Below are 26,690 nucleotides of genomic sequence, written 5' to 3'. Positions count from 1 at the left end.
CGGTGCCGACGGTTGCGTACGACCCTTTCGATGGCCCTACCGGTTTGAGCGGCTAGTTGGTGGTTGGTGGTTGGGGTTCGTAGGGGTCGTACCACTTCCATTGGGCGCGTTCGCCGATGGGGCCGCGGTAGGGCGGTGCGTCGGGTGGGGGTCGGTTGGGTGGTCGGGCAAGTGATTGGGAGGTCAGTGTGCGTCCGCGGGTGTCGGTGACGGTGATGTTGGGTGCGGGTCCGGTGACGGTGATCTCGCCGCGGTGGTGTGCGCGGTGGTGGTAGGGGCACAGCAGCACGAGGTTGTCGAGTTCGGTGTGCCCGCCGTCTTCCCAGTGCTGGATGTGGTGGGCGTGCAGTCCGCGGGTGGCCGCGCAGCCGGGCACCGCGCACGTGGGGTGGCGGTATTCCAGGGCGCGGCGCAGCCGCCGGCTGATGGTGCGGGTGGTGCGTCCGGCGCCGAGGGGTTGGCCGTCACGTTCGAACCACACCTCACACGTCGCGTCACAGGTCAGGTATTGGCGATCAGACGGCGAGAGCAGCGGCCCCAAATGTAGCTGCGCGATCTGGTCTTTGAGATCGAGGTGCACCACGACGGTGGTGTGTTGGCCGTGCGGGCGGCGCGCGGCGTCGGCGTCGGCGCCGGATTCGACGAGCGCCATGAACGCCGAACCTTTGGTGGGAAACGGCGGCCGATGCTGCGGCAGCAGGTCACCGTCTTCGTGGTCGCGTTTCCACTGGGCGATCGCGGCATCGAGTTGGGAGGCCACGGCGGCGTCGAACGTCGCGGCATCGAGGTGCGACAGTTTGATCTTCCAGTAGACGTACTGGTCGTCGCTGTGGGTTTTGGTGAGCTGGGGCGGCAGTTCGGGCTCGGGTTTGGGTGCGGGGTCGGGTTCGCGGTAGGGGTCGGGTTCAGGGGGCAGGGGTGGTTCGAGTTTGAGGGCGGTGTTGAGTTGGCTGACGGTGGCGACTTCGGCCAGTTTGGCGTAGTGCTCATCGGATCCGGTGGCGGCTTTCTTGGCGATGGCCCCGACCTGATCCAGCGACAGCCGCCCTTCGCGCATCCCTTGCACACAACGCGGAAACTCCGGCAGCCGATGCGCGATAGCGGCGATGGTCTGAGCGTGAGCCGACGTCGAGCCGGTCTTCCACGCCACCAGTGCCGACATCGAGCGACACCCGGTGATGCCCAACATTCTGCCGTGGTCCATCTCCGCGACAACCTCGACTATGCGGGCGTCGATGACATTGCGCTGGCCCATCAACTCGCCCAGTTCCTCGAAACACTCCGCCAGCCGGTCCTTCGGACCCATCACCGGAGCGTCGGTCAATGGGACAGCGGCCATGACCCCATCAAAACTAAAGGGTCCGACAAGTTTCGGCCGTACAGGAACGACGCGAAGGACGAAAAAGCTCAGTAATGGTAGGTGTCCGACGGCGCGGGGATGTGCGCCGGGTCATCAACGTCATCGAACGTTGATTCGTGGATGCCATAGGAGCGGGCGAGGTCGAGTATCTTGTTGGCCCGCGCGATACGTGGCAGATCGGAGCCATTGCGGATCTCGCCGCCGTCGCGTTCGAACTCGGTGAAAAACTCTTTGGCCCAACTGATTTCCTCCGCCGACGGTGAAAGTCCCTCGTTCACCGTCGGGCATTGATCGGGCGTCAGGCAGATCTTGCCCGTCATCCCGAACTCGGCGGACACCGCCGTCGCCTCGCTGAGCTTCAGTGCACTCGAACCGACCGTCGGGCCGTCGATCGCGCTGGGGAGATGCGCCGCCTTGGCCGCGATCGTGAACCGCGAACGCGCATACGCCAGCGTCGTGGGGTTGTCTCCGAAGCCGGTATCGCGTCGGAAGTCACCGATGCCGAACGCCAACCGGAACGTGCCCTTGGTGGCGGCGATCTCGGTGATGCGTTCGAGTCCGCGCGCCGTCTCCACCAACGCCACGATCGGTACGTTCGGCAGCCGCTTGGCCGTTTCGGTCACGTGGTCGACCGACTCGACCATCGCGAGCATCACCCCGCCGGGCGACAACTTGCCCAGCGCCTCGAGATCGTCGGCCCACCACGGCGTGCCGAACCCGTTGACGCGGACCCAGTCGCTGTTGCCCTCGCTCAGCCACCGGATCACGTTGTCGCGGGCGCTCAGCTTGTCCTTCGGGGCGACCGCGTCCTCGATGTCGAGGACGACGATGTCCGCGCGCGACGCCGCCGCGGGCGCGAAGCGGTCGTACTGCGCGCCGTTGACCAGCAGCCAACTGCGCGCGAGTACCGGGTCGATACGCGATCCCTCGCCGGAATCCGGGTGCTCTGCGGTGGCCTGATCCATGCGCTTATCGTGGCGCACCCGGCCCCACCGGCGCTACGGGGGTCAGCCCAGGTGCGTCCCGAAGAACGATTCCATGGCGTCCCAGTGACGTTTGGCCGCCGCCTGGTCATAGGGGCCGTTGTCCGGTACGGCGAAGCCGTGGCCAGCGGCGTACCACTCGATCGTGTGCTCGACGTCGGCCGCCGTGAGCGCCTTGTCCAGGGTTTCGGCTGCGTCGGTGGTGAAAGACGCGTCGTTCTCCGCGCCGCCGACGTAGACGGCCGCTTTCATCCGATCGGCGAGCAGGTGCGGGCTCCCTGGATCGTCGGCCGCCAGACCGCCGCCGTGGAAGGACATCGCCGCGGCGACCCGCTCCGGGACGCGGCCCGCGACCACCAGCGACGTCCGCCCACCCATGCAGTAGCCCGTGGTACCGAACGCCTCGCCGCTGACCTCCGGCCGCGCGGACAGGTAGTCGAAGAAGGCGCCCGCGTCGGTGGTCATGATGTCCGGCGTCACCTTGGAGATCATCGAGAACAGCCGCTTGCGTTCGTCCTCGTCGCTGAACACCGTCGCCATCTCGAACGGGGCCCAGTCGCCGTCGCGGTAGTAGACGTCGGGTACCAGCACGGCGTAGCCATAGGCGGCCATCTGGTCGCCCATCTCGCGGAAGGTCTGGCGCACACCGCCGGCGTCGGGGTACATGACGATCCCGGGCCACGGCCCATCGCCGTCGGGGGTGTGCAGCGTGACCGGGGAGGTCCCGTCGGCGGTCGTGATGGAGTCGGTGATTGTCGGCATGCCTTCGGTTCTACTCCTGCGCTCTGGACGTAAGCTGACCGAGTGCCGGTCGCGACCCCGTATGAGGACCTTCTTCGCCTGGTCTTCGAGCGCGGGACGCCGAAATCGGACCGCACCGGCACCGGCACCCGCAGCCTTTTCGGCCACCAGATGCGCTACGACCTGGCGGCCGGATTTCCGCTGCTCACCACCAAGAAGGTGCACACCAAGTCGATCGTCTACGAACTTCTCTGGTTTCTGCGCGGCGACTCGAACGTGCGCTGGCTGCAGGAGCACGGTGTCACGATCTGGGACGAATGGGCCTCTCCGACAGGCGATCTGGGCCCGGTTTACGGTGTGCAGTGGCGATCGTGGCCCACTCCGTCGGGCCAGCACATCGACCAGATCAGCGCCGCACTCGAGCTTCTCAAGTCGGATCCGGATTCGCGGCGCAACATCGTCTCGGCGTGGAACGTCGGGGAGATCCCGCAGATGGCGCTGCCGCCGTGCCACGCGTTCTTCCAGTTCTACGTGGCCGACGGCAGGCTCAGCTGCCAGCTCTATCAGCGAAGCGCCGACCTGTTCCTCGGGGTGCCGTTCAACATCGCCAGCTATGCGCTGCTCACCCACATGATGGCCGCCCAAGCTGGCCTCGAGGTGGGCGACTTCATTTGGACCGGCGGCGATTGCCACATCTACGACAATCACGTCGACCAGGTCACCGAACAGCTGAGCCGCGAGGCGCGGCCCTATCCGGAACTTGTTCTCGCACCGCGTGATTCGATCTTCGACTACACCTACGACGACGTCGTGATCAAGAATTACGACCCGCATCCGGCGATCAAGGCGCCTGTGGCTGTATGACTGTGCCATGTCCGGGGTAGGGCTGATCTGGGCCCAGTCGACCACTGGTGTCATCGGCCGTGACGGCGGTATCCCGTGGCGGGTGCCCGAGGATCAGGCGCGCTTCAAAGAGCTCACGATGGGACGCACCGTCGTGATGGGGCGGCTGACCTGGGAGTCACTGCCGGCGAAGGTGCGGCCGCTGCCGGGGCGAAAAAATGTCGTAGTGACCCGGCAAGCTGACTACATGGCCGACGGCGCGCACGTGGTTCCCCTGCTTCAGGACGCTCTGATCGACGACATCACCTGGGTGATCGGCGGTGCACAGATCTACGCGCTGGCGCTGCCGCTCGCGACGCGATGCGAAGTCACCGAGGTCGAGATCGACCTGCCCCGCGACGACGGCGACGTGGTGGCACCCACGCTGGATGAACAGTGGATAGGCACCGAAGGGGAGTGGCAGACCAGCTCCTCCGGTTTGCGCTACCGGTTCTTCAGCTACGTGAAGCCGTGAGCGCGGCGATGAGCGCTTGCGCGAAGAGCAGATTGTGCTGACGCCCGCGCAAGCCCGTCGGATTGCCGTCGCGGCGCAAGGTTTCGCCGAGCCACGACCGACGGGGGCGGTGACGCGAGCACACTTGCGCCGGCTAGTCTCGCGGATCCAAGTGCTGCAACTGGATTCGGTATCGGTCGCGGTGCGGGCCCACTACGCGCCGGTGTTCAGCCGGCTCGGGCCCTACGACCGTGAGGTGCTCGAACGTGCGGCGTGGAGTCACAGCGCACGCTCGCCGCGGCTGCTCGTCGAGTACTGGGCGCATGAGGCCGCGCTGATGGCGGTCGACGACTGGCCGCTGATGCGGTGGCGCATGCGCGAGTACCAACACGGCCGATGGCGGACGGAGGTCGTGCAGAAGCGGCGGCGGTTGGCCGATGACATCGTCGCCGCAGTGGCCAGGCACGGCCCGTCGACGGCGGGACAGATCGAGACCTACGTCGGCGAGGAACGTCCCGGCAAGAAGGGGCCCTGGTGGGACCGCAGCGACACGAAGTGGGTCACCGAAGCGTTGTGGTCGGCAGGCGTGTTGACGACCGCCACCCGCATCGGGTTCGCCCGTCACTACGACCTCACCGATCGGGTGTTGCCGCCGGAGGTGGTCGCCAGGGAGGTCGACGACGACGAGGCGGTGCGGGAGCTGACGCTGCGCGCCGCCGGTGCGCTCGGCATCGGGACGGAGACCGACATTCGCGACTATTTCCGGTTGTCGCCCAAACTGTCCAAACCGGCGATCGCCAAGCTCGTCGCCGACGGGGAACTGGACGAGGTCGAGGTCGACGGCTGGGGTGCGCCGGCGTACATGCCTGCGGGTCAGAAGATTCCTCGCAATGACCGCGGCACGGCACTGCTATGCCCATTCGATCCGCTGATCTTCTTCCGGCCGCGGGTGGAGCGCATTTGGCAATTCCATTACCGCATAGAGATTTACACACCCGCGCCCAAGCGCCAGTTCGGCTACTACGTGTGGCCGTTTCTGCTCGACGGCAGGCTCGTCGGACGTGTCGACCTGAAGGCCGATCGCGCGAAGGGGACACTGAACGTCGTCGGGGCGTTCACCGAAGCGGGGGAGCAGCCGGCACGGGTGGCGCCGGAGCTGGCATTGCAGTTGCAGAGCATGGCGTCGTGGCTGGGGCTGGCCGACGTGACAGTGGGCAAGCGGGGCGACCTCGCAACGCCGCTGCGGCGGGCGCTCGCCCACTGATTCATTACCTCGCGGGTAATCGATTCGACGCGCAAACACCGTCAGTATGAAGACATGTCGAAACCGCCGATCCTCCTTCTGCACAGCTTTTTCAGCACCCCCGGCATGCTGTCGGGTTGGGTGAGCACGCTCGAATCCGCGGGCTACCGCGTCCACACCCCGGCGATGCCCGGGCACGATCCGGTCGACATGGCCTTGCTGTCCCGCGTCACGCTGTCCGATTACGTCGCTCACGCGCTCGCGGCATACGACGAGTTGGACGAAACGCCGATCGTGATCGGTCACAGTATCGGGGGTCTGATCGCGCAACACATCGCGGCAGCGCGCAACCCGAACGCCCTGGTCCTGCTAGCGGCGGTCCCGCCCGGTGTGCTGTGGCCTCAGCTGAAGTCGTTACCCCACCTGTTCCGGCTGATGCCGGACCTCATCAAGGGTCGACCTGTGCGGCCGTCCGACGAGACCTTCCGCGCAGTCCCGCTGTTCGGGCTTCCCGCCCCAGAGCAGCAGGACATCATCGACGGATTTGTCCCAGACTCCGCGCACGTTTTCCGGTCGATGAGCCTGGGCAGCCGCGACACCCGCGTCGACGCCCGAGCTGTGCGGTGCCCCGTGTTGTGCGTCAGCGGCGGTGCCGACCGCAACGTCGCCACGTGGATCTCTCGTCGTATCGCGCGCCGCTACTCGGCCCAGGAGCACCACCACCCGAACCTGCCGCACTGGATCGTCGCGAACTCGGCGCTGCCGCAGGTGGCCCCGCCGGTGATGGCGTGGATCGAAGCGCGGGTCACCGAATCGGTCAGTTGAACGGAATGTCGTTGTCCGCCTTCGAGTCCTGATACTGCTGCGACAGGCCGGCGTAGACGTCGCGGATCCGCCGGTCTTGGTCGAGCAGCTGGCTGCGCAGCGGTTCGGGCTCGGCCTCGACGAGGTCGCGGATCGAATGACATGTCCAGAACGCATTGGTGCGCCGGTAGTTTCCGTCCTCGACGCCGAACACTTCGTCGAGGATTTTCAGGTCGTGGGGGATACCGAACGCGTCGCGCGAATCCTCGTAGGTGAAGAAGTAGTAGAAATTGTCGAACCCCGCCCACGTGATGGCCGACAGGCACAGCGGGCAGGGTTCATGGGTCGACAGAAACACGAGGTCGCGGGTGGGCGACCGGTCGGGCGTTTCGTAGAACTGGTTGAGGGTGCTGATCTCGCCGTGCAACAGCGGGTTGTCGGTTTCGCTATTGGTGCCGCACAGGACGAGCGACATATCCGATTTACGAAGCAGCGCCGCGCCGAACACCTTGTTGCCCGCCGCGACACCGCGCTCGGTCATCGGCAGGATGTCGCGTTCCATGACGTCGAGAAGACGCGATGCCACGGTCGGCCCTGCCATGGCGTCACCCTAGCGCCGAAGTCGGCGACAAAAGGTCAGACGCAGTCGGCGCAGACCAATCTGTCACCGGACTGCAGCGCAAGCCGGTTGCGGTGGTGCACCAGGAAGCAACTGGAGCAGGTGAATTCGTTGGCCTGCTTCGGTATCACCCGAACGGTGAGCTCTTCACCCGACAGATCGGCATCGGGCAGATCGATCGCGTCGACGGCATCGCCGTCGTCGACATCGAGCACCGCCACATCGGCCTTGTCACGCCGACGGGCGGCGATGTCCTCCAGAGACTGGTCGCCTTCGTCGGTGTTCTGCGTCCGAGGTGCGTCGTAGTCAGTGGGCATTCGCCACTCTCCCTCCAAGTCCGGTGCTGCGTTAAACGCCAACCGAGGACCGCATAATTCCCCTCCGACGCAAAGCCCAAACGCGCACGTCAGTCGCAACTGCGACGAGGTGCTCACGTTAGGGTGAGCCGTGGCCGAGATCGCGCCGCTGCGCGTACAGCTGATCGCCAAGACGGAGTTCGTCGCGCCGTCTGACGTGCCGTGGAGCACGGATGCCGACGGCGGTCCCGCGCTGGTCGAGTTCGCCGGGCGTGCGTGCTATCAGAGCTGGTCAAAGCCCAATCCGCGAACCGCGACCAACGCCTCGTATCTGCGGCACATCATCGATGTCGGGCACTTTTCGGTGCTCGAGCACGCGTCGGTGTCCTTCTACATCACCGGGATCTCGCGGTCCTGCACGCACGAGTTGATCCGGCACCGCCACTTCTCCTTTTCGCAACTGTCGCAGCGCTATGTCCCCGAGCACGACTCCCAGGTCGTGCTGCCACCAGGCATGGAACACGATCCCGAGCTTGAAGAGATCTTCAGAGCCGCCGCCGACGCCGGCCGCGCCGCGTACACGGAACTGCTCGGCCGGCTGGAGGCGAAGTTCGCCGATGAACCCAACGCTGTGCTGCGACGTAAGCAGGCCAGGCAGGCCGCCCGGGCGGTGCTGCCCAACGCCACCGAGACGCGCATCGTCGTCACCGGCAATTACCGCGCATGGCGGCATTTCATCGCGATGCGCGCCAGCGAGCACGCCGATATCGAGATTCGCCGGCTGGCCATCGAATGCCTGCGCCGACTGATCGACGTCGCACCGCAGGCGTTCTCCGACTTCGAGATCTATGCGCTGGCTGACGGCACAGAGGTGGCAACCAGCCCGCTAGCCACAGAAGCGTGAGGCCGAGCGAGTAATCTCACTGTTCGTGAGTACCGGCGGATTCGACGTGACAGCCCAGTTGGGCACCGTGCTGACCGCGATGGCTACGCCGTTCAAGCCCGACGGCACCCTGGACACCGATACCGCGGTCCGGCTGGCGGCCCACCTGGTCGACGCGGGTTGCGACGGCCTGGTGCTGTCCGGCACCACCGGTGAGTCGCCGACGACGACAGACGGCGAGAAGCTGACGCTGCTGCGGGCGGTGCTCGAGGCGGTCGGGGACCGCGCCCGCATCATCGCCGGCGCGGGGACCTACGACACCGAGCACAGCATCGAGCTGGCGAGGGCGTGCCACGGCGAGGGCGCCCACGGCCTGCTGGTGGTGACGCCGTATTACTCGCGTCCGCCGCAGGCCGGGCTGGTCGCGCACTTCACCGCGGTTGCGGACGCCACGCCACTGCCCGTGGTGCTCTACGACATTCCGCCACGGTCGGCGATCCCGATCGAATGGGACACCATCCGCACGCTGGCCACCCATCCCAACATCGTGGCGATCAAGGACGCCAAGGGCGACCTGCACGGCGGTGGGCAGATCATCGCCGAGACGGGGCTGGCGTACTACTCGGGTGATGATGCGCTGAACCTGCCGTGGCTGGCGATGGGCGCCGTCGGCTTCATCAGCGTGTGGGGGCATGTGGCGGCGAGCCAGCTGCGGGACATGTTGTCGGCGTTCAACTCCGGCGATGTCGCGACTGCGCGCAAGATCAACGTCGCACTCGGCCCGCTGGCCGACGCACAGGCGCGGCTGGGCGGCGTGACGTTCGCCAAGGAGGGGCTGAGATTGCAGGGCTTCGAGGCCGGCAATCCGCGGCTGCCGCAAGTGCCGGCCACGCCGGATCAGATCGAGGCGCTGGCCGCGGATATGCGGGCTGCCACGGTGCTGCGCTAGTGAACGAAGAACTCGCGCCGCCGGGGCCGCTGGCCCCAGGGGGTCTGCGGGTAACCGCGCTGGGCGGGATCAGCGAAATCGGCCGCAACATGACGATATTCGAGCATCTGGGCCGACTGCTGATTGTCGACTGCGGTGTCTTGTTCCCCACGCACGACGAGCCCGGCGTCGATCTGATCCTGCCCGATCTTCGGCTCATCCAGGATCGTCTCGAAGACGTGGAGGCCTTGGTGCTCACCCACGCACACGAGGACCACATCGGGGCGATCCCGTTCCTGCTCAAGCTGCGTCCCGATATTCCGGTGGTCGGATCGAAGTTCACGCTGGCGCTGGTGAACGAGAAATGCCGCGAACACCGCATCAAGCCGGTGTTCGAGGAGGTCGACGAGGGCCAGAGTTCGACGCACGGCGTCTTCGAATGCGAGTACTTCGCCGTCAACCACTCCATTCCGGGTTGTTTGGCCATCGCGATCCACACCGGTGCTGGCACCGTGCTGCACACCGGTGATATCAAGCTCGACCAGTCACCGCCCGACGGCAAGCCGACCGATCTACCGGGCATGTCGCGGCTCGGTGATTCCGGAGTCGACCTGTTTCTGTGCGACTCGACCAACGCCGAAATCCCCGGCGTCGGGCCCTCGGAGAGCGAGATCGGCCCGAACATCCACAGGCTGATGCGGGGGGCGCAAGGACGGGTCATCGTGGCCTGCTTCGCCTCCAATGTCGGTCGCGTGCAACAGATCATCGATGCCGCGGTCGCGCTGGGTCGCAAGGTGTCGTTCGTCGGCCGGTCGATGGTCCGCAATATGGGGATCGCCAAAGAGCTGGGCTATCTGACGCTCGCCAACGACGACGACATCATCGACATCGGTGCGGCGGAGATGATGGCGCCCGAGCGCGTGGTGCTCGTGACGACGGGTACCCAGGGCGAAACGATGGCGGCGCTGTCGCGGATGTCGCGCGGTGAGCATCGCAGCATCACGCTGACGCCCGGCGATCTCATCATCATGTCGTCGTCACAGATACCCGGCAACGAGGAAGCGATCTTCGGAGTCCTGGATGCCTTGGCCAAGATCGGTGCCCGTGTGGTGACAAACGCCCATGTGCGCGTGCATGTCACGGGACACGCCTACGCCGGGGAACTGCTCTTCCTCTACAACGGCGTGCGGCCACGCAACGTGATGCCGGTGCACGGCACCTGGCGGATGCTACGTGCCAACGCCGCGCTGGCGACACGCACCGGGGTGCCTGAGGAGAACATTGTGCTGGCCGAGAACGGTGTCAGTGTCGATCTGGTGGCCGGCCGGGCGTCGGTTTCCGGCGCGGTGCCGACGGGCAAGATGTTCGTCGATGGACTTGTCTCCGGTGATGTCGGCGAGACGGTCGTCGGCGAACGGCTCACGCTGTCTTCGGGTTTCATCGGGGTGACGGTGGTGCTGCGAAGTGGCACCGGCAAGTTGGCGGCTCCGGCGCACCTGCACTCGCGCGGTTTCTCCGAGGATCCGAAGTCGCTGGAGCCCGCCATGCGCAAGGTCGAGGAAGCGCTGGAAGCCCTTGCCGCGGAACAGGTGACCGACGTCACCCGCATCGCCCAGGCGGTTCGTCGGGCGGTCGGCAAGTGGGTCGGCGAGACCTATCGCCGCCAGCCGATGATCGTGCCCACAGTCATCGAGATCTAGTCTCATCGCACGTGACGGGTTGATTCCCGGCACTGGGTGCACGCGATCACCCTGCTTGGGGCACGGAATCGATCAGCGTTTGTTGACCGACCCGGCGTCCACGGGCAGCGCGACGCCGGTGATGTAGCGCGCATCGTCGGAAACCAGCCACGCCACCGCGTTCGCGATGTCCTCTGGCTGCAGCACCTGAACCGGCAGCGCGTTGCCCATCTCCTGCGGGCTCTTCTCGGCGATGCTGCCCAGCCACTGCCGGGTGGCCTCGTTGTTGATCATCGGGGTGTCGACACCAGCGGGATGCACCGAGTTGACCCGAATGCTGTGCTGGGCAAGCAGGTTGGCGTAGAGCCTCATCAGCCCGACGATCCCGTGCTTGGCAGCGACGTACCCGACGGCGCCGGGGTCCTCGCTGCCCATCCCGACCAGACCCACCACGGAACTGGTGAGCACGATCGACCCGCCGTCACCCTGCTCGATCAGGATCGCCTTGGCCGCTTCGACCGTGTGGTACACGCCGGTGAGGTTGACGTCGATGACGTCCTGCCAGCCCTCCGGCCCCGATTGCATGGGTGCGATACCGGCGTTGGCGACCACGATGTCGAGGCGACCGAGTTCGTCGATTGCGGCCCGCAGCGCACTCTTCAGCGCGTCCAGATCGCGAACATCGGCCTGCTGCGCGACGATTCGCGCGCCGGTGTCTTCGACGAGCTTGACGGTCAGCGCGAGATCGTCAGGCGTCGCCAGGGGATAGGGCACCGATGCGATCTGATCGCAGATGTCCACGGCAATGATGCTCGCGCCGTCGGCGGCCAGCCTGACCGCCTCGGCGCGACCCTGACCGCGGGCAGCGCCAGTGATGAACGCGACCTTGCCGTCGAGGACGCCCATCAGGGACGCAGTGCACCCTTCGAGGGATCGCCGCCGACGACCGGCTGCAGCATCTTGATGTCCGGTGCGCCGTCGAGGAGTTCGCCGACGGTGCCGAACAGCGTGGCGACGGCCGGGGCCTGGCTGTGGGCCGTCAACGCGTCGGCGTCGGCCCACTGCTCGACGAAGACGAAGGTGCCGTCGGACTCGTGCAGTGCGTAGAGGTCACAGCCGGGTTCGGAATGCACCGCCTCGATGGCCTGCTTGCACGCGTCCCGGACGGCGTCCACCGACTCGGGTTTTGCCTTCATGGTTGCGACGACGACGATGGGCATGGGCGTGAACTCCTCGGTGAGTGCTGGCCGGACGTGAACACCCTACTCAGCGAACCTAACTAAATTTCGGCTACCCGGCGCTCAGGCCACATCGACCCACACGACGATCGCCGCCATCACTACGGAAACGACCGTCAGGCCAATCGCATCACCGGTCCGCAGTTGTGTCGGATCCGTCTTGGCGATGCGCAGTTCGCGGGCGAGTAGGAACAACGGGAAAGTGACGCTGATGGCTGTCACTGCGCTCGCCGCCAAGTAAAGCCACACGAATCTCACGCCGTGCTTTCTCGCTTCCGCCACCATCAGGATTGCCAGGGGCACGCCCAGAAGGAACAGATCGACGGTGATCGACCGCGACGCCGGCGTGACCCTGAGGTCGTTGGCGAACGCCAGAAGGAAGTTCTCGCTGTCGACATACGCCAGATTCTGGCTCCAGGTGGCGACCAGGGCACCGACCGCGACCAGGGCATATACGCCGCAGAGCACTTTGCTAGTGGTCGGAAGCCCCCCGACCTGGGTCGTTTCACTCATGCGGGCACGGTATGACGTGCCGGGTCCGTGATTGATACCTTTCTGTGACCCGTGTGGCTGATGGTGATTATGGGGCTATTGCGACTAGTCTTACAGGCATGCCTAGTAAGACCGCCGCGCGTTCCGGCAGCCGTTCTAGCAGGTCAAAGTCCGGCGCGCGGGCTCCCCAGAAGCGGAAGCCGGCACCGCGGCGCGGGCCCTCGCCGGTCTCGTCGGCGGGCGCCACCGTGGGTCGTGGCGTGCGTGCGGGCTGGCTGATGCTGGCGAAGGGCGCCGGGTCGACGGCCCGGTCCGTGGGCCGGGCCCGCGAGCTCGAGCCCGGCCACCGCCGCGACGGCATCGCTCTGGCGCTGCTCGGCATCGCTGTGGTGATCGCCGCCAGCTCCTGGTTCGACGCGGCGCGGCCCGTCGGTGCGTGGATCGACACGTTCTTGCGGGTGCTCATCGGTTCCTCGGTCGCGCTGTTGCCGATCGGGATGGCTGCCGCCGCCGTCGTGCTGATGCGCACAGAACCCGACCCCGAAGCCCGGCCACGGCTGATCCTCGGCACGACGATGATCGTGCTGCCCGTCCTCGGACTGTGGCATCTGTGGGCGGGATCGCCGGCTGACCCCGTCGCGCGCCAGCATGCCGCGGGCTTCATCGGCTTCGCCATCGGTGGTCCGCTCTCCGACGGTCTGACGGCATGGATCGCGATGCCGCTGCTGGTGATCGGCGCGCTGTTCGGCTTGCTACTGGTGACCGGCACGACGATCCGCGAGGTGCCCGACACCGTGCGGAGCATGTGGTCCACCCGCTCATTCCGCGGCGAGTACTACGACGATGACGAGTATTACGACGACGAGGAACCCGCCGTCGCCGCCGACTCCGACGACTTCTCCGACGGCTACTACGACGACCCCGCGGGATACGGCGACGACCAGGCGACGGTCTGGCCTTCCGGTACCCCGATGGAGAACTATCCGATCGAGGACGAGACGCCGACGATTCCCGAGCCCACCGCCAGGACGCGCAAGAAGAAGGCGGCCAAGCCAAAGATCGTCGACCGCGTCGTGGATGGTCCGTACACGTTGCCCTCCCTGGACCTGCTGATCGCGGGCGATCCGCCAAAGCGGCGCAGCGCGGGCAACGACCGAATGATCGAGGCGATCTCCGAGGTGCTCGAGCAGTTCAAGGTGAACGCCTCAGTGACCGGCTGCACGCGCGGCCCGACGGTCACGCGTTACGAGGTCGAGCTCGGCCCCGGCGTCAAGGTCGAGAAAATCACTGCGTTGCAACGCAATATCGCTTACGCGGTCGCCACCGAGAGCGTCCGGATGCTCGCGCCGATCCCTGGCAAGTCCGCCGTCGGCATCGAGGTGCCCAACACCGATCGTGAAATGGTCCGGCTGGCAGATGTTTTGACCGATCCGGGCACCCGTAGCGACCACCACCCCTTGGTGATCGGCCTCGGAAAGGACATCGAGGGCGAGTACATCTCGGCGAACCTCGCCAAGATGCCGCACCTGCTGGTGGCCGGTTCGACCGGCTCGGGTAAGTCGAGCTTCGTCAACTCGATGCTCGTGTCGCTGCTGGCGCGTGCGACTCCCGAAGAGGTCAGGATGATCCTGATCGATCCGAAGATGGTGGAACTGACGCCCTATGAAGGCATTCCGCATCTGATCACCCCAATCATCACGCAGCCGAAGAAGGCAGCGGCGGCGCTGGCGTGGCTGGTCGAGGAGATGGAGCAGCGTTACCAGGACATGCAGGCGTCGCGCGTGCGCCACATCGACGACTTCAACAAGAAGGTCCGGTCCGGGGAGATCACCGCTCCGCTGGGGAGCCAGCGCGAGTACAAGCCCTATCCCTACATCCTCGCGATCGTCGACGAGCTCGCCGACCTGATGATGACGGCGCCCCGCGACGTCGAGGACGCCATCGTGCGCATCACGCAGAAGGCCCGCGCCGCAGGTATCCACCTGGTGCTGGCCACGCAGCGGCCCTCGGTGGACGTCGTCACCGGTCTGATCAAGACCAACGTGCCGTCGCGGTTGGCGTTCGCGACCTCGTCGCTGACAGACAGCCGCGTCATCCTCGACCAACAGGGTGCCGAGAAGCTGATCGGTATGGGTGACGGGCTGTTCCTGCCGATGGGTGCGAACAAGCCGCTCCGCCTGCAGGGTGCGTTCATCACCGACGAGGAGATCCACGCGGTCGTCGAGGCAACGAAGTCCCAGGCAGAGCCGGAATACACCGAAGGCGTCACCGCTGCGAAGACCACCAGTGAGCGCACCGACGTCGACCCGGACATCGGCGACGACATGGACGTGTTCCTACAGGCGGTCGAGCTGGTGGTGTCCAGCCAATTCGGTTCGACGTCGATGCTGCAGCGCAAGCTGCGGGTGGGCTTCGCGAAGGCCGGCCGGCTGATGGACCTGATGGAGACGCGCAACATCGTCGGCCCCAGCGAAGGGTCCAAGGCGCGCGAGGTGTTGGTCAAGCCCGACGAGCTGGCCGGCACGCTGATGCTGATTCGCGGCGGCGACGCGGGAGACGACGACGAACCGGATTTCTAGAGCGTCAACAGCATTCGGGTGTTACCCAGAATGTTCGGCTTGACGTACGACAAGTCGAGGAACTCGGCCACGCCGGTGTCATACGAGCGGCACATTTCCTCGTAGACCTCGGCCGTGACCGGGGTTCCGTCGATCTCCTTGAAGCCGTGGCGGCTGAAGAACGAGACCTCGAACGTCAGCACGAAGATGCGTTGCAGATGCAGGTCCCTGGCCACGTCGAGGAGGCGGTCGACGATCGCGTGCCCGACCCCTTGACCTCTGACCTTCGGATGTACCGCCACGGTGCGCACTTCACCCAGGTCTGACCACAGCACGTGCAACGCGCCGCAACCGATCAGTTCGCCGTCGAGTTCGGCCACCCAGAATTCCTGGACGGCCTCGTAGAGCGTCACCAGGTTCTTCTCCAGAAGGATCTTGCCCGAGTAGATGTCGACGAGAGCCTTCATGGCGGGCACATCCGACGTTCTGGCGCGCCGAATGGCGACCTGTGCGGGATCTGCGCTCACACGTGGAGAGTATCGGTCAGAGCAACCGATATTCTGTTGCGGTGCCGGGCGAACACACGACCGATCCTGTGGTGCCGCGTGCCCGGGTGGCGAACATCGCGAACGTGCTCACCGGTATCCGACTGGCGTTGGTTCCGGTGTTCCTGGTGGTCCTGTTCGTCGCTGACGGACACGAAACGTTCTGGCGGATAGCCGCATTCATCGTGTTCACGGTTGCGGTGATCACGGACCGGTTCGACGGCGCGCTTGCCCGCAGCTACGGGATGGTCACCGAATTCGGCACGCTGATCGATCCGATCGCCGACAAGGCCCTCATCGGCGCGGCTTTGATCGGTCTCTCGATGCTCGGCGAGATGCCGTGGTGGGTGACCGTGGTGATCATGACGCGCGAGATCGGCATCACTGTGCTTCGCTTCGCGGTCCTGCGCCACGGTGTCATCCCGGCCAGCCGCGGCGGAAAGCTGAAGACCCTCGTCCAGGGTGTGGCCATCGGTCTGTTCGTGTTGCCGCTGTCGGGCCCCTGGCTCACCGGGGCCTGGGTGGTGATGTGGGCGGCCGTGATCCTGACTGTGCTCACCGGAATCGACTACGTCATTTCGGCCATCCGGGATTCGCGCGCACGCCTCGCCACCACCTGAGTTCAAGCCCCCTTCCTGCGGTTTCGCCGTCGATGACAGAGATCTGCGCAAACCGGGAACCACCCGGATGCCTGCGGCGTTGCCCTAATACAAAGCCCAGCGACGGACCTCTCGAAAGGGGAGCACGCATGACGGCATTGCTGCGCGAGGTGATCGGCGACGTGCTGCGCCGTGCCCGCACCGAGCAGGGCCGCACCCTGCGCGAGGTGTCCGATTCCGCCCGCGTGAGCCTCGGTTATCTGTCCGAGGTGGAACGTGGCCGCAAGGAAGCCTCGAGCGAGTTGCTCAGCGCCATCTGCAGCGCGCTGGACGTGCCGCTGTCGCGGGTGCTCTTCGAGGCAGGCGACGAGATGGGCCGCAAGGAACTCGCCGCGTTCGAGCGCGAATCGATCGGCGCGGCGAACATCGACGCCTCGACCAAGGTCGTCATTCCGCAGGTTGTGTCGATGGCCGTGGCCTAGAAAGCTGGCGTCGGTGTAGGTGCGACAAGGGTCGCCGACCCGATAGATTGGGCTGCACGGCTAGCCGGCGGCCCAAGGCCGAGACTCCAGAGCCGAGACAACGACACACACGAAGGCGGAACGAACCGATGGCCAATCCGTTCACCAAGGCGTGGAAGTACCTGATGGCGCTGTTCAGCTCCAAGGTTGATGAGTACGCCGACCCAAAGGTGCAGATCCAGCAGGCCATCGAGGAGGCCCAGCGCCAGCACCAGGCGTTGACGCAGCAGGCGGCCCAGGTCATCGGCAACCAGCGTCAGCTGGAGATGCGGCTCAACCGTCAGCTTGCCGACATAGAGAAGCTCCAGGTCAATGTCCGTCAGGCGTTGACACTCGCGGATCAGGCAACCGCCGCCGGCGATGCCGCCAAGGCCACCGAGTACACCAATGCCGCCGAGGCGTTCGCCGCGCAACTGGTGACCTCGGAGCAGAGTGTCGAGGACCTCAAGTCTCTGCACGATCAGGCCCTGCAGGCTGCCGGCCAGGCGAAGAAGGCCGTCGAACAGAACGCGATGATGCTGCAGCAGAAAATCGCGGAGCGCACCAAGCTGCTGAGCCAACTCGAGCAGGCCAAGATGCAGGAGCAGGTCAGCGCGTCGTTGCGGTCGATGAGCGAACTGGCCGCGCCCGGCAGCACGCCAAGTCTCGACGAGGTCCGCGACAAGATCGAACGCCGCTACGCCAACGCCATCGGTTCGGCCGAGCTGGCGCAGAACTCGGTGCAAGGCCGGATGATGGAGGTGCAGTCGGCCAGCGTGCAGATGGCAGGGCACTCCCGGCTCGAGCAGATCCGCGCGTCGATGCGCGGTGAGCAGCTGCCCGCCGGTGGTGCCGCCGCCGCGCCCACCACTCCTGCGGCACCGGCCACCAATCCCCAGGCGACACCGGAAAATCCGCTGTCGCAGTAACTTCTGTGAGGTATAGGTGTGAATTCGCGAGCGAGTGGACCGGAGGCCTGGCGTTCGTTGGCGCAGCGCGGTATGGATACCGCAGCGGAGTGGTCCGATGTGCTGGCCGAAAAGCTCAACGCCGCTGCGGATCCGCGCGCGAAATTGTTGCGCAAGCGACGGTGGGCTCTGCGCCTCGCCGTGTTCTTCACGGTGTCGTCGGTGTTCTGGATCGGTGTCACCGGCCTGCTATCGGCGTGGGACACGCCGTTTTGGGCACTGTTCATCCCGGCCCCGATCGCGGTCGGCGCCGCGTTCCTAGCGACGCTGTCGTTCCTGCGCTACCGCTGGCTACGCGGTGAACCGTTGCCGCCTCAGCGATCTCGCACAGCCCGCCGGCTTCCGGCGTGGGGTTCGGCGGCACGCCAGCCGATGGCCGCGCTGGCGGCCTCTGAACGCGGCCTGTTCTCGCTGCTCGGAGTGATGGAGCGCGGCCGGATGCTGCCTGCCGACGAGCTTCGCGAGCTGACCGCCGCGGCCAACCAAACCGCCGCCACGATGACCGCGACCGCCAACGAGGTGATATCGATGGAGCGCACGATCAGTTCGGCGCCGCAATCGCGGGCGCATTTGGTCCCGACGATTCAGGCGTTCACCGCACAGCTGGACCAGGGCGCCCGCCAGTACAACGAGATGGTGACCGCGGCAGCGCAATTGGTGTCGGCGGCCAACACCGGATCGATGTCGAGCTCACCGATGACGCAGCAGCGCTACCGCAACGAGTTGTCGAACGCGACCGATCGACTCCTCGGCTGGGCGCAGGCCTTCGACGAACTCGGACACCTGCGCCGCGCCTAGACGTCGTGCGAACTCGACGGCCCTGACCGGGGGCCATAGCGCTCGATGTATGCCTCGTGGACGTGGGCGTTCTTCTGCCGGGAGAGCGCGTCGACCAGGTTCGGATCCAGACCGTGTTTGCGCAGCATGTGCCTGCGCCAGACCTTGTTGAGTGCGTGAGAGAAAAACACGAACGGGATCAGGATCGGCAGCGTCATCGACAGGTGCACGTCCAGGGTGGTCGGGATGAACCAGAACGGGATCAGGATCACGAACGCCGGAATGAAGACGCGGATCATCATGCGCACCGTCGCGCCCTTGCCCGCCAGGTCGTTGTGCACCCAGTCGTGCATTGAGGCGGGGAGCGCCCGGCCGTAGCAGTAGCCGATGTATTCGACGATGTTCGGCCGGGTGCGTGCGGATTCGGTGCTCATATCGCGCCCGAATGGTAGCAATCGCGCAGGCTACATCGTCGCGCGTAGGGACGGGAACACCGTCGCGGCGATCCCGCGGACCGTCCCCTTCAGGAAGTCCAGCGAATCGAAGTAGTCCCGCCACAGGGTGATTCGGCCCGCGTGCACCTCGAACGTTCCGCACACCCAGAACTGAATGCGCACGGGTCCGAAGACCAGGGCGTCGGTACGCTCGGTGAGCACCGCATTGCCCTCGGCGGCGATCCGGTGAATCTTCACCTCGAAGCCCAGGCGGCCTTCGCCCCGGCGCATCATGCCGACGATTCGCTCGCGGCCACGGATGGTGGGAAACCCGACGTTCTGCCATTCGATGTTGTCGGCCATCAAGCGGTCGACGGTGTCGAAGTCCTCGTCCTGCATGGCGTAGAGGAACGTCTCCACCGCGCGGACATTGTCAAGGTCAGATCTCACTGGCGAAGCCTGGTCGGTCATGCCCTCAGCCTATGGGGCGGCGCTGTGGCATGGTAGGCCCAATGCGCGTCGCGGTCATTGCCGGACCCGATCCCGGGCACGCCTTTCCAGCCCTTGCGCTGTGCCTTCGCTTTCTGGCCAACGGAGATTCACCAACCCTTTTGACCGGCACCAGGTGGCTGGCGACGGCGCACGAGGCTGGGGTCGATGCGGTCGAACTCCTCGGCCTGGACGTGGTCGAGGGTGACGACGACGCCGATGCCGGGGCCAAGATCAATCAGCGCGCTGCGCGGATGGCGGTGCTCAACGGGCCGCAACTGACAGATCTCGCCGTGGACCTGGTGGTGTCCGACGTGATCACCGTCGCAGGCGCGTTCGCGGCCGAGCTGCAGGGGCTACCGTGGGTCGAACTCAACCCTCAGCCGCTGTATCGGCCGTCGAAGGGACTTCCGCCGATCGGCAGCGGGCTGGCGCCAGGCGTGGGAATCCGCGGCAAGGTCCGCGATGCCGTGCTGCGCGCGATGTCGGCCCGGTCGTGGCGGCAGGGGCTGCGGCAGCGCGAGGCGGCCCGAGTCGAAATCGGTTTGCCTGCAGCCGATCCCGGTCCGCGACGACGGCTGATCGCCACGCTGCCCGCGCTCGAGATGCCGCGTCCGGACTGGCCGCCCGAGGCCGTTATCGTCGGGCCGCTGCACTTCGAGCCGACGTCGTCTGAGCTGGCGATTCCGCCGGGCTCCGGTCCCGTCGTGGTGGTCGCGCCCTCCACGGCGACGACGGGTGCCCGCGGCCTCGCCGAGCTCGCCCTGGAGACGCTGACGCCGGGGGAGGTGCTGCCAGAGGGGTCGCGCGTCGTGGTGTCGCAGCTGGGAAGTCTTGACGGTCCGGTTCCACCGTGGGCGGCGGTCGGGCTCGGCCGTCAGGATGTACTGCTGTCGAACGCCGACGTGGTGATCTGCGGTGGCGGACATGGCATTGTGTCCAAGTCGCTGCTGGCGGGCGTACCGCTGGTGGTGGTGCCCGGCGGTGGAGATCAATGGGAAATTTCCAATCGCGTTGTGCGCCAGGGCAGTGCCGCACTGGTGCGCCCGTTGACCGGGGCGGCGCTGGGGGCGGCGGCGCGTGAGGTGCTGTCGTCTCCGAGCTACCGGGAGGCGGCGCGGCAAGCAGGCGCCTCCGTGGCGGGTGTCGACGATCCGGTACGGGTGTGCCATGAAGCGTTGGCGGCGTCAGCGTAGGTTGGGCTCGTGCGGTTGACGGAATTCAACGAGCTCGTCGAGGGCCAGTTCGGGTCGGTGCGTGGCGGGTCGCTGCTCGTCGACCATGTGCTCACACGCCTCGGTGGGCGCACGTCCCTGCAGGCCATCGAGGACGGCGTCGATCCGCGGGAAGTCTGGCGGGCGTTGTGCGCTGACTTCGACGTCCCACGCGATCAGTGGTGAGGTTCTGGCCTCGGGGACTCAGTCCCGGCTTCTGACGGCGTTCACCAGGTCGAGTGTCGCCTGCGTCGCCTCGGCGAGGGCACTTGATTCCGCATCGCTCAGGGATCCGCACACCCAGTCCCAGTGCGCCGATACCGTTTCCCCGACTCTTGGCGGCGAAGCCAGCGACTGACCGTTCTTGGCCCACCGCACGGTTTCGGCGCGCGGACCTCCCAGCACCAACACGCCGGCATCCAACGACAGCGGGCGAGACACGATCTCGGCGTGGTCGCCCGTGACGGAGGAGACTGTGCCCCAACGAATCCGGCAGTCTTGCATGACCCGTAGTGGCGTCGTCGGATCACGATCCAGGAACCGGATCCACGGGTAGACGACGAAGACGTGAAAACTGTGGTGCGCCAACGGGTGCGCCGAGCCCGTCAAATCGCCCAGCAGTCCGGTGACCTGGCCGGTGAACGCGCGACGCAGTCGAGATAACAGTTCGGTTGGGTCGACCTTTTCCAGCAGTGGGCCTCCGACCCAGTAGTTGCGCACGACGTCCTCGTCAAGCGGGTCCGAAACCCCGGCGGCATCGGCGATGATCTGCAGATACGGCCACGCGCCATCGAACTCACGCGCATGCGATGCGAGTTCCGTGTGAGCAACATCGGCGGGTCCGCAATAGCCCAGTTCGTTCGGCGGGAAGGCATAGCAGGCGAAAGTCTCGTGCCCGCTCATTCAGCAGATCCGTGGTAGTTGTTCGCCGATGGGCAGATCGACGACACGGGTACCGCCAAGCGCGGTCTTCGCGGACACCATGCCGGGGTTCTCGCTGACGCAGTGGCCGATGACCGCCGCATGAGCGCCGAGCGGGTGCGCGCGCATGGCAGCGAGAACCCGGTCGGCGTCCGCGGGTGGGACGAACGCCAGCAGCTTGCCTTCGTTGGCTACGTAGAGCGGGTCCAGGCCCAGAAGGCCGCAGGCGTCGCGGACTTCAGGGGGTATCGGGAATGCCAATTCGTCCAACGAGATTCCGACGCCGGCCGCCTTGGCGATCTCGTTGACAGTTGCGGCGACCCCACCTCTGGTCGGATCGCGCAGCATGTGGATATCAGCACCGGTGTCGATCATTGCGGCGACAAGTCCGTGCAGCGGCGCGGTGTCGCTCGCGACAGTGGTGCCGAACTCCAATCCCTCTCGGCAGCTCATCACCGCCACACCGTGCACCCCGATGTCGCCGCTGACGATCACCACATCGCCCTCGGTGGCTCGTACCGGCCGGATATCGGCGCGTTCGTCGACGAGCCCGATGCCGGCGGTGTTGATGTAAACACCGTCGCCGTGGCCGGCATCGACCACCTTGGTATCGCCCGTCACCAACTTGATGCCTGCTGCCATCGCCGCGGTTCCCATGGTGTGGGCGACGTGCGCGAGCTCATCGAGTGGGGTGCCCTCCTCGAGTATGAAGGCCGTCGACAGCACCAGTGGCCGCGCGCCGGCCATCGCCAGATCGTTGACGGTGCCGTTCACCGCGAGATCGCCGATCGTGCCACCCGGGAACATCAGCGGTTTGACCACGAACGAATCAGTCGAGAACGCCAGCCGCACATTGCCGACCTTCACCACCGCGGAATCGCCCATACCCGCGTCGGCTGCGGGACCGAACGCGGGCAGGAAGAGGTGCTCGATGAGTTCGGCCGACATCGCCCCACCACCGCCGTGCCCCATCACGACGTTCGGTGAATTGCGCAGGGGAGCAGGACAAACCCAGGTTTCCAAGTCGATGCCGGTGGTGGCCTCGGCGGGGGTCTCAGGCATTCGACAGCTCCAGGCGCCGGTATTGGTAGTAGGCGGCGCACGCCCCCTCCGAGGACACCATCGTGGCGCCGAGCGGATTGCGGGGCGTACACAGCGTGCCGAACGCTGCGCACTCGTGCGGCTTGATCTGCCCCTGGAGCACCTCGCCGGATCGGCACACCGATGACTCCTCGGTGTGAATATCGGTGACGGAAAAGCGGTGCTCGGCATCGTAATCGCGGTACGCGTTAGAGAGCCGCCAGCCGCTGTTCGGGATCACGCCGATGCCGCGCCATCCGCGGTCGGTCACCTCGAAGACATCGAGCAGCATCGCCTTGGCCGCGGAATTTCCTGTTGCCTGCACTGCCCGTGGGTAGGCATTCTCCAGTTCATGACGACCCGATTCCAGCTGCAGCACGGTGCGCCGAATGCCTTCGAGAATGTCGAGCGGTTCGAACCCTGTGACGACAATCGGAATGTCGTACTTGTCGCACAGCGGCGGATACTCCTCGGTCCCCATGACGGTGCAGACGTGCCCGGCGGCCAGGAAAGCCTGCACCCGGCACGTCGGCGATTCCATGATCGCCGAGATCGCCGGTGGCACGAGAACATGGGATACCAACAGTGAGAAGTTCTCGATGGCAAGTCGTTTGGCCTGATATACGGTCATCGCATTGGCGGGCGCGGTGGTCTCGAAGCCGATGCCGAAGAACACCACCTGCTTGGCGGGATTTTCCTTCGCGACCTTGAGCGCGTCCAGTGGGGAGTACACCACCCGCACGTCGCCTCCGCGGCTCTTGACCTGAAACAGGTCAATCTCACTGCCCGGAACCCGCAACATGTCGCCGAACGAACAGAAGATCACATCGGGGCGTGACGCGATCTCCAGCGCTTTGTCGATGATCTCCAATGGTGTTACGCATACCGGGCATCCTGGCCCGTGGATCATCTCGATGGTATCCGGCAATAGCTGGTCTATTCCGTGTCGGATGATCGAATGTGTCTGTCCGCCGCATACTTCCATGATCGACCACCGCTGACTGGTAGCGGCCTTGATCTCGTCGACCAGATGGCGGGCGAGTTGTGGATCGCTGAACTCATCCAGATATTTCATGACCTCACCTCTCTGAAGTTCCGTTGGTCTTGGCGGGGTTGTCGAGGCCGGCCTGCTGGGCGGCGAGTTCGAAGCCGTCGGTGAACTCCTCCTTGAGGACCCCGAGGTGTTCGAATTCGGCGAGCGTCCGCTGAGCGGATTCCTCATCGAGTCGCTGGAGCGCGAAACCGACATGGACGACGACGTATTGGCCGACTTCCGCGTCAGGGATGTACTCGAGGCAGACATCCTTCTTGATGCCGCCGAAATCGACGACGGACATCAGGGTGCCGTCTCGATCTTCGATGCTCACAATTCTCCCCGGTACCGCTAAGCACATCTGCGGTCTCCTTTCCTCATGACGAGTTCCCCACCAGCAGTTGGCCCAGTGCGACGCCGCCGTCGTTCGGTGGCACGAAGCGGTGGGTGATCGCGTCGAATCCCTTGTCCTGCAAGCCGCGTATAGTCAGGCGCAGCAGAAAAGCGTTTTGAAACACGCCGCCCGACAACGCGACTATCGGCGCTTCGGTCACCACGGTGGTGGCCAGTCGAACGATCAGATCCGCCACCGCCTGATGGAATCGGGCGCCGATCACACCTGTTGCGACGCCGGATCGAACGTCGGTGATGACGGCGGCGACGACCGGTGCCGTGTCGATCGATGCCGGCACGTGGTCGAGGTCGATGTCGAATTGGTAAGTGGCTGTGCCACAGGCGATATCACGCGACAGCCCCTCGAGCTCGATGGCCGCCTGCGCCTCGTACGCGACGACCTGGCGGACATCGAGCAACGCCGCGACCGAGTCGAACAGCCGTCCCATGCTGGACGTCGGCGCGCAACCGAGGCCGGTCTCGAGTTGGTGGGCCAGCACGCGTTGCTCGTCGTTTGGGCACGCACGCACGGGTGCCAGATCCGGATCCCAGGCCAATCCCGCGGCCCACATATGCGCCAGCGCCATGCGATACGGTCGCAGCACACTGACGTCGCCGCCGGGCAACGACACGTACTTGAGGTGCGCAAGTCGCCGATATCCCTTGTAGTCGGCGAGCAGCACCTCGCCACCCCACACGGCATCGTCGGGCCCGTAACCGGTTCCGTCGAAGGCGAATCCGAGTACCGGCTGTGATCCGTCCAAACCGTTCTCGGCCATGACCGAGGCGATATGAGCGTGGTGGTGCTGAACCGTCCGCACCGGCCGGCCTGCGGCGTTTCGGTGCGCCCAGGCCGTCGACCGGTACAGCGGATGGGCATCGGCGATCAGCACGTCCGGTTCCACTCCGGTGAGCGACTGCAGGTGATGTCGCGCCGCGTCGAACGCCGATAACGTGGACATGTCATCCATGTCTCCGATGTGCTGACTGAGCCAGGCGTACTTTCCTTCGGCAACGGCCAGCGTGTTCTTGAGGTCGGCGCCGACTGCCAGGGTTGGCGGCAGGGCCACCGGTAGCGCGACGGGTAGCGGAGCGTATCCGCGGGAGCGCCTGATCGGTAGTTCGCTGTAGTGGACTTCACTGTCGGAACCGCCGACGCACACGACCCGCACCACGGAGTCGTCGCACGGGACCAGGATCTCCCGGTCGTGCAGCAGCCAGGCATCGGCCAGTTGCGAAAGTCGTTCCTGTGCATCGCTGTCTGTGAAGCAGATCGGCTCTCCGCCGAGGTTGCCGGAGGTCATCACCAGTGCGGCAGGCCCGGGCTCGTCTCCCGGTAGCCCGAACAGCAGCGCGTGCAGAGGTGTGTACGCGAGCATGACCCCGAGGTCCGGATTGTGCGGGGCCACGGCCTGCGCCAGCGCGGCAGGCTCCCGCCGAGGCATCAGCACGATTGGCCGCTGAGCACCCGACAGCAGGCGTGCCGACCCCTCGTCTATCTCGGCGATGGTGCGCGCAGTCGTGAGGTCCGCCACCATGACCGCGAAGGGCTTGTCGCCGCGCCGCTTTCGCGCGCGTAGTTCTGCCACCGCCTGCTCGTTGGCGGCATCGCACGCGAGGTGGTACCCACCGACGCCCTTGACTGCGATGATGCCGCCATTGCTCAGTAGTCGCCGTGCCCGCTGTACTGCAGCTTCCGAATCGCTCGATCGGCCGTCACGGTCTCGGTAGCGCACCGTGGGGCCGCATTGCTGACAGCACACGGGTTGGGCGTGGAATCGCCGATCGGCGGGGTCGTGGTACTCGGCGGCGCACTCAGCGCACATCGTGAAGGCCGCCATCGCCGTTGATGCGCGGTCATAAGGTAGTGAGGCGATGATGGTGAACCGCGGGCCGCAATTCGTGCAGTTGATGAATGCGTGCCGGTACCTCCTGTTCGTCGGATCACACTGCTCGGCGGCACATTCGACACACATGGCCACGTCGGGGGAGGCCAGCGTGCGACTCCCCGCTGATCGTGACGAATCCCCGATGGTGAAACCGGTACCGCCGACCACGGCGATGTCTCGGGTCTCGATCGATTCCACGACGGCCAGGGGCGGCGGATCGTCGTGCAGACGCGTGAGGAAGTGGTCGATCTGGCGGGGATCACCCTCGACCTCGATGACGGCGCCGGAACTGTCGTTGCGCACGGATCCGGACAGGCCCGATGCCACGGCACTCGCGTAGACGAAGGGCCGGAATCCCACCCCCTGAACGACGCCCTGCACGATGACACGGAGCCTGCGCCTGGCGGTCATGGGAACGCCTCAGGAACTTGACCCGACTCACCTCGGGGTTCGGGGCCCCTGCCCATCAACTCCAGGCCCGCCATTGCGGCGTCGGCACCAGCCTTGTCGGTCTTCTCGACGACGAAGCCCATGTGGATGATGACCCAGTCGCCCGCGTCGAACGTCTCCTCGGGCAGCATGCCGATGTTCACCTTGCGGTTCTCGCCCGCGACGTCGACCAGAGCCAGCTGATCGCCGTAACCCTCCAGCATCCTGACGACCTGCCCCGGGATTCCCAGACACATCA

Annotated in this window: 31 protein-coding genes; 14 read left to right on the top strand and 17 right to left on the bottom strand. The window is 65.8% G+C overall.

The genetic code is table 11. The features are described 5' to 3' along the window. Positions 1-52: 52 nt before the first annotated feature. The 3 genes from ACIA48_RS06380 to ACIA48_RS06370 form a co-directional block, all read right to left on the bottom strand. Positions 53-1,339, bottom strand: a complete 1,287-nt coding sequence (locus tag ACIA48_RS06380; RefSeq protein ID WP_396728839.1) for an HNH endonuclease signature motif containing protein — start codon at positions 1,337-1,339, stop codon at positions 53-55. Between the two features lie 68 nt (positions 1,340-1,407). Beyond that, a complete protein-coding gene (locus ACIA48_RS06375) occupies positions 1,408-2,325 on the bottom strand; it encodes an HpcH/HpaI aldolase/citrate lyase family protein (RefSeq protein WP_396728837.1) in 918 nt (305 codons plus the stop codon). A gap of 42 nt (positions 2,326-2,367) precedes the next feature. Beyond that, on the bottom strand, positions 2,368-3,105 hold the full coding sequence (locus ACIA48_RS06370) for a dienelactone hydrolase family protein (RefSeq protein WP_396728835.1): 738 nt from the start codon (positions 3,103-3,105) through the stop codon (positions 2,368-2,370). A 42-nt stretch (positions 3,106-3,147) separates the two neighbouring features. Here ACIA48_RS06370 and ACIA48_RS06365 point away from each other — a divergent pair, with 42 nt between their 5' ends. The 4 genes from ACIA48_RS06365 to ACIA48_RS06350 are packed head-to-tail and all read left to right on the top strand — an operon-like array spanning position 3,148 to position 6,488. Next, the gene (locus ACIA48_RS06365) at positions 3,148-3,948 is read left to right on the top strand and encodes a thymidylate synthase (RefSeq protein ID WP_396728833.1); all 801 of its coding nucleotides are present in this window, start codon (positions 3,148-3,150) and stop codon (positions 3,946-3,948) included. A 7-nt stretch (positions 3,949-3,955) separates the two neighbouring features. After that, entirely contained in the window at positions 3,956-4,441 is a 486-nt protein-coding gene (locus ACIA48_RS06360) for a dihydrofolate reductase (protein WP_396728831.1), read from the top strand. A 31-nt stretch (positions 4,442-4,472) separates the two neighbouring features. Continuing rightward, a complete protein-coding gene (locus tag ACIA48_RS06355; protein WP_396730644.1) occupies positions 4,473-5,684 on the top strand; it encodes a winged helix-turn-helix domain-containing protein in 1,212 nt (403 codons plus the stop codon). A 54-nt stretch (positions 5,685-5,738) separates the two neighbouring features. Continuing rightward, on the top strand, positions 5,739-6,488 hold the full coding sequence (locus ACIA48_RS06350; protein WP_396728829.1) for an alpha/beta hydrolase: 750 nt from the start codon (positions 5,739-5,741) through the stop codon (positions 6,486-6,488). On the opposite strand, the gene ACIA48_RS06345 is transcribed toward ACIA48_RS06350, so the two are convergent. Beyond that, complete coding sequence (locus tag ACIA48_RS06345) at positions 6,481-7,068, bottom strand: nucleoside deaminase (protein ID WP_396728827.1); 588 nt, start codon at positions 7,066-7,068, stop codon at positions 6,481-6,483. The two genes, ACIA48_RS06350 and ACIA48_RS06345, sit on opposite strands and share 8 nt — an antisense overlap. Before the next feature lie 35 nt (positions 7,069-7,103). Further along, the gene (locus ACIA48_RS06340; RefSeq protein WP_396728825.1) at positions 7,104-7,403 is read right to left on the bottom strand and encodes a DUF4193 domain-containing protein; all 300 of its coding nucleotides are present in this window, start codon (positions 7,401-7,403) and stop codon (positions 7,104-7,106) included. Positions 7,404-7,533: 130 nt separating this feature from the next. Between ACIA48_RS06340 and thyX the strand changes: the two genes are divergently transcribed. The 3 genes from thyX to ACIA48_RS06325 are packed head-to-tail and all read left to right on the top strand — an operon-like array spanning position 7,534 to position 10,893. After that, on the top strand, positions 7,534-8,286 hold the full coding sequence (thyX, locus tag ACIA48_RS06335) for an FAD-dependent thymidylate synthase (RefSeq protein WP_396728823.1): 753 nt from the start codon (positions 7,534-7,536) through the stop codon (positions 8,284-8,286). A 25-nt stretch (positions 8,287-8,311) separates the two neighbouring features. Further along, positions 8,312-9,214 carry a 4-hydroxy-tetrahydrodipicolinate synthase gene (dapA, locus tag ACIA48_RS06330; protein ID WP_396728821.1) on the top strand — a complete coding sequence of 301 codons (903 nt, stop codon included), beginning with the start codon at positions 8,312-8,314 and terminating at the stop codon, positions 9,212-9,214. Next, positions 9,214-10,893, top strand: coding sequence for a ribonuclease J (locus tag ACIA48_RS06325; protein WP_396728819.1), 1,680 nt, complete (start codon positions 9,214-9,216; stop codon positions 10,891-10,893). The genes dapA and ACIA48_RS06325 overlap by 1 nt, the downstream gene beginning before the upstream one ends. 72 nt (positions 10,894-10,965) lie before the next feature. Here the strand turns inward: ACIA48_RS06325 and ACIA48_RS06320 are convergent, their stop codons facing one another. From ACIA48_RS06320 to ACIA48_RS06310, 3 genes are all read right to left on the bottom strand, one after another. Next, positions 10,966-11,778, bottom strand: coding sequence for a mycofactocin-coupled SDR family oxidoreductase (locus ACIA48_RS06320; RefSeq protein WP_396728817.1), 813 nt, complete (start codon positions 11,776-11,778; stop codon positions 10,966-10,968). Beyond that, positions 11,778-12,092 carry a putative quinol monooxygenase gene (locus ACIA48_RS06315; RefSeq protein ID WP_396728815.1) on the bottom strand — a complete coding sequence of 105 codons (315 nt, stop codon included), beginning with the start codon at positions 12,090-12,092 and terminating at the stop codon, positions 11,778-11,780. Before ACIA48_RS06315 ends, ACIA48_RS06320 begins: the two co-directional genes overlap by 1 nt. Positions 12,093-12,173: 81 nt before the next feature. After that, the gene (locus tag ACIA48_RS06310; RefSeq protein WP_396728813.1) at positions 12,174-12,623 is read right to left on the bottom strand and encodes a DUF2834 domain-containing protein; all 450 of its coding nucleotides are present in this window, start codon (positions 12,621-12,623) and stop codon (positions 12,174-12,176) included. Positions 12,624-12,721: 98 nt separating this feature from the next. Here ACIA48_RS06310 and ACIA48_RS06305 point away from each other — a divergent pair, with 98 nt between their 5' ends. After that, positions 12,722-15,181, top strand: a complete 2,460-nt coding sequence (locus ACIA48_RS06305; protein WP_396728811.1) for a DNA translocase FtsK 4TM domain-containing protein — start codon at positions 12,722-12,724, stop codon at positions 15,179-15,181. Here the strand turns inward: ACIA48_RS06305 and ACIA48_RS06300 are convergent. Further along, positions 15,178-15,687 (bottom strand): amino-acid N-acetyltransferase, encoded by a 510-nt coding sequence (locus ACIA48_RS06300; RefSeq protein WP_396728810.1) that lies wholly within the window; start codon positions 15,685-15,687, stop codon positions 15,178-15,180. The two genes, ACIA48_RS06305 and ACIA48_RS06300, sit on opposite strands and share 4 nt — an antisense overlap. Positions 15,688-15,728: 41 nt before the next feature. On the opposite strand from ACIA48_RS06300, the gene pgsA reads away from it, so the two are divergent. The 4 genes from pgsA (at position 15,729) to ACIA48_RS06280 (ending at position 18,570) form a co-directional block, all read left to right on the top strand. Beyond that, positions 15,729-16,325 (top strand): CDP-diacylglycerol--glycerol-3-phosphate 3-phosphatidyltransferase, encoded by a 597-nt coding sequence (gene pgsA / locus ACIA48_RS06295; protein ID WP_396728808.1) that lies wholly within the window; start codon positions 15,729-15,731, stop codon positions 16,323-16,325. 128 nt (positions 16,326-16,453) lie between these two features. After that, positions 16,454-16,786, top strand: coding sequence for a transcriptional regulator ClgR (gene clgR / locus ACIA48_RS06290; protein WP_396728806.1), 333 nt, complete (start codon positions 16,454-16,456; stop codon positions 16,784-16,786). 128 nt (positions 16,787-16,914) lie between these two features. After that, a complete protein-coding gene (gene pspA, locus ACIA48_RS06285; protein WP_396728804.1) occupies positions 16,915-17,733 on the top strand; it encodes a phage shock protein PspA in 819 nt (272 codons plus the stop codon). A 72-nt stretch (positions 17,734-17,805) separates the two neighbouring features. Then, entirely contained in the window at positions 17,806-18,570 is a 765-nt protein-coding gene (locus ACIA48_RS06280; RefSeq protein ID WP_396730643.1) for a hypothetical protein, read from the top strand. Here the strand turns inward: ACIA48_RS06280 and ACIA48_RS06275 are convergent. After that, positions 18,567-18,983, bottom strand: coding sequence for a DUF5313 domain-containing protein (locus ACIA48_RS06275; protein WP_396728802.1), 417 nt, complete (start codon positions 18,981-18,983; stop codon positions 18,567-18,569). The genes ACIA48_RS06280 and ACIA48_RS06275 overlap by 4 nt on opposite strands. A 30-nt stretch (positions 18,984-19,013) precedes the next feature. Further along, positions 19,014-19,454, bottom strand: coding sequence for a limonene-1,2-epoxide hydrolase family protein (locus ACIA48_RS06270; protein ID WP_396728800.1), 441 nt, complete (start codon positions 19,452-19,454; stop codon positions 19,014-19,016). A gap of 41 nt (positions 19,455-19,495) precedes the next feature. Here ACIA48_RS06270 and ACIA48_RS06265 point away from each other — a divergent pair, with 41 nt between their 5' ends. Together ACIA48_RS06265 and ACIA48_RS06260 are read left to right on the top strand one after the other, a co-directional pair. After that, entirely contained in the window at positions 19,496-20,668 is a 1,173-nt protein-coding gene (locus ACIA48_RS06265; protein WP_396728798.1) for a glycosyltransferase, read from the top strand. Between the two features lie 9 nt (positions 20,669-20,677). After that, complete coding sequence (locus ACIA48_RS06260) at positions 20,678-20,872, top strand: DUF3046 domain-containing protein (RefSeq protein ID WP_396728796.1); 195 nt, start codon at positions 20,678-20,680, stop codon at positions 20,870-20,872. An 18-nt stretch (positions 20,873-20,890) separates the two neighbouring features. Here ACIA48_RS06260 and ACIA48_RS06255 read toward each other — a convergent pair whose 3' ends face one another. The 6 genes from ACIA48_RS06255 to ACIA48_RS06230 are packed head-to-tail and all read right to left on the bottom strand — an operon-like array spanning position 20,891 to position 26,688. Continuing rightward, complete coding sequence (locus ACIA48_RS06255; RefSeq protein ID WP_396728794.1) at positions 20,891-21,589, bottom strand: DUF6390 family protein; 699 nt, start codon at positions 21,587-21,589, stop codon at positions 20,891-20,893. Next, positions 21,590-22,669 carry a hydrogenase expression/formation protein HypE gene (gene hypE / locus ACIA48_RS06250; RefSeq protein ID WP_396728792.1) on the bottom strand — a complete coding sequence of 360 codons (1,080 nt, stop codon included), beginning with the start codon at positions 22,667-22,669 and terminating at the stop codon, positions 21,590-21,592. Further along, positions 22,662-23,762 (bottom strand): hydrogenase formation protein HypD, encoded by a 1,101-nt coding sequence (gene hypD / locus ACIA48_RS06245; RefSeq protein ID WP_396728790.1) that lies wholly within the window; start codon positions 23,760-23,762, stop codon positions 22,662-22,664. Before hypD ends, hypE begins: the two co-directional genes overlap by 8 nt. A 4-nt stretch (positions 23,763-23,766) precedes the next feature. After that, positions 23,767-24,081 (bottom strand): HypC/HybG/HupF family hydrogenase formation chaperone, encoded by a 315-nt coding sequence (locus ACIA48_RS06240; RefSeq protein ID WP_396728788.1) that lies wholly within the window; start codon positions 24,079-24,081, stop codon positions 23,767-23,769. A gap of 16 nt (positions 24,082-24,097) precedes the next feature. Further along, entirely contained in the window at positions 24,098-26,413 is a 2,316-nt protein-coding gene (gene hypF, locus ACIA48_RS06235; protein ID WP_396728786.1) for a carbamoyltransferase HypF, read from the bottom strand. Then, on the bottom strand, positions 26,410-26,688 hold the full coding sequence (locus ACIA48_RS06230; protein ID WP_396728784.1) for a HypC/HybG/HupF family hydrogenase formation chaperone: 279 nt from the start codon (positions 26,686-26,688) through the stop codon (positions 26,410-26,412). Before ACIA48_RS06230 ends, hypF begins: the two co-directional genes overlap by 4 nt. Between the last annotated feature and the right edge of the window lie 2 nt (positions 26,689-26,690).

The sequence above is a fragment of the Mycobacterium sp. NPDC051804 genome, assembly GCF_044452905.1.
Taxonomy (GTDB): domain Bacteria; phylum Actinomycetota; class Actinomycetes; order Mycobacteriales; family Mycobacteriaceae; genus Mycobacterium.
This window is presented reverse-complemented; position numbering and strand designations above follow the sequence as displayed.